Source organism: Brevundimonas sp. (assembly GCF_023259385.1).
Classification (GTDB): Bacteria; Pseudomonadota; Alphaproteobacteria; order Caulobacterales; family Caulobacteraceae; genus Brevundimonas.
In genome coordinates this window covers 1-6,941 of sequence record NZ_JAHFPF010000193.1, presented here as the reverse complement: position 1 = coordinate 6,941, position 6,941 = coordinate 1, and the positions used below count along the sequence as shown (strand labels likewise).

Sequence of the window (6,941 nt, the reverse complement as noted above, 5' to 3'; positions counted from 1 at the left end):
CGAGCTGGACGCCCCGACGATCGAAGTGCTGGAGCAAAACGGCTTCACCACCATCGACGTGCTGGACATCGACCACGTCACGGTCGGCGCCTACATGCGCAACACCCTGCGCATCGACAAGAACGACACCCGCGAGGACGCCCTGTTCGACGTCTATCGCGTGATGCGTCCGGGCGAGCCGCCCACCCCGGAAGCCGCCGACAACATGTTCAACTCGCTGTTCTTCGACAGCGAACGCTATGACCTGTCGGCCGTCGGCCGGGTCAAGATGAACATGCGCCTGGAGACCCCCGAGGTTTCCGACGAGATCCGCGTCCTGCGCAAGGACGACGTGCTGAAGGTGCTGCAGATCCTGGTCGGCCTGAAGGACGGTCGCGGCGAGATCGACGACATCGACAACCTGGGCAACCGCCGGGTCCGTTCGGTCGGCGAGCTGCTGGAGAACCAGTATCGCGTCGGTCTGCTGCGGATGGAGCGCGCCATCAAGGAGCGCATGTCCTCGGTCGATATCGACACGGTCATGCCGCACGACCTGATCAACGCCAAGCCGGCCGCCGCTGCGGTTCGCGAGTTCTTCGGTTCGTCGCAGCTGTCGCAGTTCATGGACCAGACGAACCCGCTGTCGGAAATCACCCACAAGCGTCGCCTTTCGGCGCTTGGCCCGGGCGGTCTGACGCGCGAGCGCGCGGGCTTCGAAGTCCGCGACGTTCACCCGACCCACTACGGCCGCATCTGCCCGATCGAAACGCCGGAAGGCCCGAACATCGGCCTGATCAACTCGCTGGCCACCCACGCGCGCGTCAACAAGTACGGCTTCATCGAGAGCCCGTACCGTCGCGTGAAGGACGGCGTGGCCCAGAACGAGGTGGTCTACATCTCGGCCATGGAAGAGTCGAAATACACGATCGCCCAGGCCAACATCGAACTGAAGAACGGCAGCATCGTCGAGGACCTGGTCCCCGGCCGGATCAACGGCGAATCCCAGCTGCTGAACCGCGACGCCGTGGACATGATGGACGTGTCGCCGAAGCAGGTCGTTTCGGTCGCCGCCGCCCTGATCCCCTTCCTGGAAAACGATGACGCCAACCGCGCACTGATGGGCGCGAACATGCAACGTCAGGCCGTGCCTCTGGTGCAGTCGGACGCGCCGCTGGTCGGCACCGGCATGGAAGCGGTCGTGGCCGTGGACTCCGGCGCCGTCGTGGTCGCCCGTCGTGAAGGCGTCGTCGAACAGATCGACGGCACCCGGATCGTCGTGCGCGCCACCGGCGACGTGGACGCCGCCCGTTCGGGCGTCGACATCTATCGCCTGTCGAAGTTCCAGCGTTCCAACCAGTCGACCTGCATCAACCAGCGCCCGATCGTGCGCGTGGGCGACCAGGTGAAGGCCGGCGACGTCATCGCCGACGGCCCCTCGACGGACCTGGGCGAACTGGCCCTGGGCCGCAACGCCCTCGTCGCCTTCATGCCCTGGAACGGCTACAACTTCGAAGACTCCATCCTGATCTCGGAGCGCATCGTGCGCGACGACGTCTTCACCTCCATCCACCTCGAGGAATTCGAAGTGATGGCGCGTGATACGAAGTTGGGCCCGGAGGAAATCACCCGCGACATCCCCAACGTCGGCGAGGAAGCCCTGCGCAACCTCGACGAAGCAGGCATCGTGGCCATCGGCGCCGAGGTCCAGCCGGGCGACATTCTGGTCGGCAAGGTGACGCCGAAGGGCGAAAGCCCGATGACCCCTGAAGAGAAGCTGCTGCGCGCCATCTTCGGGGAGAAGGCTTCGGACGTGCGCGACACCTCCCTGCGCCTGCCGCCCGGCGTCGCCGGCACGATCGTTGACGTTCGCGTCTTCAACCGTCACGGCGTCGACAAGGACGAGCGCGCCATGGCGATCGAACGCGCCGAGATCGAACGCCTGGGCAAGGACCGCGACGATGAGCTCAAGATCCTTGAGCGCAACGTCTATGGCCGCCTGAAGCCGCTGATCCTGGGCAAGAACGCCGTCTCCGGTCCCAAGGGCATCGGCCGCGGCGAACTGACCGAAGAGAAGCTGGCCGAGGTCAGCCGTGGTCTGTGGTGGCAGATCGCCCTGGACGACGAGAAGGCCATGGGCGAGCTGGAGGCGATGAAGCGCCAGTTCGAGGATGCGCGTAAGCAACTGGACCGTCGTTTCGAAGACAAGGTCGAGAAGCTGCAACGCGGCGACGAACTGCCCCCCGGCGTGATGAAGATGGTCAAGGTCTTCGTGGCCGTGAAGCGCAAGCTTCAGCCCGGCGACAAGATGGCCGGCCGTCACGGCAACAAGGGCGTCATCTCCAAGATCCTGCCGATCGAGGACATGCCGCACCTGGAAGACGGCACGCACGTTGACGTCGTTCTGAACCCGCTGGGCGTGCCTTCGCGCATGAACATCGGCCAGATCTTCGAAACCCACCTGGGTTGGGCCGCCGCCGGCCTGGGCAAGCAGATCTCCGGTCTGCTGGAAGCCTGGCAGCAGGGGGGTCAGAAGCAGGCGCTGATCGATCGTCTGACGCATATCTACGGCCCGGAAACCCCGTTGCCGCAGGATGAGGAAGAGCTGATCGAACTGGCGAAGAACCTGTCCAAGGGCGTGCCCTTCGCGACCCCGGTCTTCGACGGTGCGCACATCGGCGACATCGAACGCCTGCTGGAAGAGGCGGGGCTGAACAAGTCGGCCCAGTCGATCCTGTACGACGGTCAGACCGGCGAGCAGTTCAAGCGTCCGGTCACGGTCGGCTACATCTACATGCTGAAGCTGCACCACCTGGTCGACGACAAGATCCACGCCCGCTCCATCGGCCCGTACTCGCTCGTCACCCAGCAACCGCTGGGCGGCAAGGCGCAGTTCGGCGGCCAGCGCTTCGGCGAAATGGAGGTGTGGGCGCTGGAAGCCTACGGCGCCGCCTACACCCTGCAGGAAATGCTGACGGTGAAGTCCGACGACGTGGCCGGCCGTACCAAGGTCTACGAGGCGATCGTCCGCGGCGACGACAGCTTCGAGGCGGGCATCCCCGAGTCGTTCAACGTGCTCGTGAAGGAAATGCGCTCGCTGGGCCTGAACGTGGAGCTGGAGAACTCATAAGCGAAGCCAACGGTCTCCTCCTCCTTCTGGGGGAGGTGGCCCGGAGGGCCGGAGGGGGAACCTCCGCACGGTCGAAAGACCCCCTCCGTCGGCTTCGCCGCCACCTCCCCATGAAGGGGGAGGAGAGCTCTCCAACCTTTGAGATTTATGGCGGGTCACCCCGCAGAAGGAATAAAGATGAACCAGGAAGTCCTGAACATCTTCAACCCGGTCCCGGTCACCCCGACCTTCGACCAGATCCGGATCGCCCTGGCCTCGCCGGAGAAGATCCGCTCGTGGTCGTTCGGCGAGATCAAGAAGCCGGAGACCATCAACTACCGCACGTTCAAGCCCGAGCGTGACGGCCTGTTCTGCGCCCGTATCTTTGGCCCGACCAAGGACTACGAATGCCTGTGCGGCAAGTACAAGCGCATGAAGTACAAGGGCATCATCTGCGAGAAGTGCGGCGTCGAGGTCACCCTGGCCCGCGTCCGCCGCGAGCGCATGGGCCACATCGAACTGGCCTCGCCGGTCGCCCACATCTGGTTCCTGAAGTCGCTGCCGTCGCGCATCTCGCTGATGCTGGACATGGCGCTGAAGGACGTGGAACGCGTCCTGTACTTCGAGAACTACATCGTCACCGAGCCGGGCCTGACCCCGCTGAAGCAGAACCAACTGCTGACGGAAGACGAGTTCTACCGCTACCAGGAAGAGTTCGGCGATGACGGCTTCACCGCCGAGATCGGCGCCGAGGCCGTCCGCAACCTGCTGATGGGCATCGACCTGCACGCGGAAGCCGAGAAGCACCGCGGCGAACTGGCCGACAGCCCCTCGGAAATGAAGGCCAAGAAGGCCTCCAAGCGCCTGAAGCTGATCGAGGCCTTCCTCGAGAGCGGCAACAAGCCCGAGTGGATGATCCTGACGGTCGTGCCGGTGATCCCGCCGGAACTGCGCCCGCTGGTGCCGCTGGACGGCGGCCGCTTCGCGACCTCCGACCTGAACGACCTGTATCGCCGGGTCATCAACCGGAACAACCGCCTGAAGCGCCTGATCGAGCTGCGCGCGCCGGACATCATCATCCGCAACGAAAAGCGGATGCTGCAGGAATCGGTCGACGCCCTGTTCGACAACGGCCGTCGCGGCCGGGTGATCACGGGCGCCAACAAGCGTCCGCTGAAGTCGCTGGCCGACATGCTGAAGGGCAAGCAGGGCCGCTTCCGCCAGAACCTTCTGGGCAAGCGCGTCGACTACTCGGGCCGTTCGGTCATCACCGTGGGTCCCGAGCTGAAGCTGCACGAGTGCGGCCTGCCCAAGAAGATGGCGCTGGAGCTGTTCAAGCCGTTCATCTACGCGCGCCTGGACGCCAAGGGCCTGTCGGGCACCGTCAAGCAGTCCAAGCGCATGGTCGAGCGCGAGCAGCCGCAGGTCTGGGACATCCTGGACGAGGTCATCCGTGAGCACCCGGTCCTGCTGAACCGCGCGCCGACGCTTCACCGTCTGGGCATCCAGGCGTTCGAGCCGAAGCTGATCGAGGGCAAGGCCATCCGCCTGCACCCGCTGGTCTGTACCGCGTTCAACGCCGACTTCGACGGCGACCAGATGGCCGTGCACGTCCCGCTGAGCCTCGAGGCCCAGCTGGAAGCGCGCGTCCTGATGATGTCGACGAACAACATCCTGTCGCCCGCCAACGGCAAGCCGATCATCGTGCCGTCGCAGGACATCGTCCTGGGCCTGTACTACCTGTCGCTGGTCAAGGAAGGCGAGAAGGGCGAAGGCAAGCTGTTCGCCAACATGGGCGAGATCGACGCCGCGCTCGACGCCGGTGTCGTGACCCTGCACACCAAGATCAAGGCGCGCTGGACCGAGATGAACGCCGCCGGCGAAGTCGTGACCAAGGTCATCGACACGACGCCGGGCCGGATGAAGCTGGGCGCCCTGCTGCCGCACAACGCCAACATCGGCTACCGCCTGCTTGAGAAGAACCTGACCAAGAAGGAAATCGGCAACCTTATCGATCAGGTCTACCGTCACTGTGGTCAGAAGGCGACGGTCATCTTCGCCGACCAGATGATGCAGCTGGGCTTCCGCGAAGCGGCCAAGGCCGGCATTTCGTTCGGCAAGGACGACATCGTCATTCCGGCCGCCAAGGCCGGTCTGGTCGCCGACACCCGCACCCAGGTCGAGGAGTACGAGCAACAGTACGCCGACGGCCTGATCACCAAGGGTGAGAAGTACAACAAGGTCGTCGACGCCTGGGCCAAGGCCACGGACAAGATCGCCGACGCGATGATGGGCGAGATCGCCCAGCCCCGCGTGCTGATCAAGGGTCAGAACCCCGACATCAACTCGGTGTTCATGATGGCCAACTCCGGCGCCCGTGGTTCGCAGGCGCAGATGAAGCAGCTGGGCGGCATGCGCGGCCTGATGGCCAAGCCCTCGGGCGAGATCATCGAGACGCCGATCATCTCGAACTTCAAGGAAGGCCTGACCGTCCTTGAATACTTCAACTCCACCCACGGCGCCCGTAAGGGTCTGGCCGACACCGCGCTGAAGACCGCCAACTCGGGTTACCTGACCCGTCGTCTGGTGGACGTGGCGCAGGACTCGATCGTCACCGAAGACGACTGCGGCTCGACGCGCGGCATCACCCTGCGCGCCGTGGTTGAAGGCGGCGACGTGCTGGTCTCGCTGGGTCAACGCGTGCTGGGCCGTTACGCGGCCGAGGACATCAAGGAGCCGGGCGGCGACACCGTCCTGTTCCCGGCGGACACCTATCTGCAGGAAGAAGAAGTCGAGGTCATCGACAAGGCCGGCGTGCAGTCGATCAAGGTCCGTTCGGCCCTGACCTGCGAAGCCGAAGCCGGCATCTGCGCCTTCTGCTACGGCCGTGACCTGGCGCGCGGCACCAACGTCAACATCGGCGAAGCGGTGGGCGTCATCGCCGCCCAGTCGATCGGCGAGCCCGGCACCCAGCTGACGATGCGGACCTTCCACATCGGCGGTACGGCCCAGGTGGCGGAAACCTCGTTCTACGAGGCGACCAACCCCGGCGCCGCCCGGATCAACGGCCCGACCGTCAAGGCCGCGCACGGCGATCTGGTGGCCATGAGCCGCAACGTCACGATCACCATCGTGGTCGACGGCAAGGACCGTGAGACCCACAAGGTCCCGTACGGCGCCCGCATCCGCGTCAAGGAAGGCGGCGATGTCGCCAAGAGCCAGCGTCTGGCGGAGTGGGATCCCTACACCACCCCGATCCTGACGGAAGTCGCCGGTACGGTGCGCTTCGAGGACCTGGTCGAAGGCCTCTCCGTCAAGGAAGAGACCGACGAAGCGACGGGCATCGCCCAGCGCGTCGTCAGCGACTGGCGCGCCTCGCCCCGCGGTTCGGACCTGCGTCCGGCCATGGGCGTGACCAACGGCGACGCCTACGCCAAGCTGGCCTCGGGCTCCGACGCCCGCTACCTGCTGCCGGTGGGCGCGGTTCTGTCCGTGAACAACGGCGACGAGGTCAAGCCGGGCGAGATCATCGCCCGCGTTCCGACCGAAGGCGCCAAGACCCGCGACATCACCGGCGGTCTGCCGCGCGTCGCCGAACTGTTCGAAGCCCGCCGTCCGAAGGACTGCGCCGTCATCGCCGAAATGGATGGCCGCGTTGAGTTCGGTCGCGACTACAAGAACAAGCGCCGCATCAAGATCACCCCGGAACCGGATGCCGACGGCAACCAGGGCGAAGCGGTCGAGTTCCTGATCCCGAAGGGCAAGCACATCTCCGTCCACGACGGCGATCTGATCCAGAAGGGCGACTACATCATCGACGGCAACCCGGATCCGCACGATCTGCTGCGCATCCAGG

Annotated in this window: 2 protein-coding genes; both read left to right on the top strand. The window is 65.2% G+C overall.

Annotated elements, in window-relative coordinates; translation table 11 throughout:
- A partial coding sequence (gene rpoB, locus Q0C81_RS13880; RefSeq protein WP_291839040.1) for a DNA-directed RNA polymerase subunit beta occupies positions 1-3,106 on the top strand: 3,106 nt, incomplete at its 5' end.
- A gap of 177 nt (positions 3,107-3,283) precedes the next feature.
- Positions 3,284-6,941, top strand: a 3,658-nt coding sequence (gene rpoC / locus Q0C81_RS13875; RefSeq protein WP_291839038.1) for a DNA-directed RNA polymerase subunit beta', incomplete at its 3' end; no start/stop codon positions are given.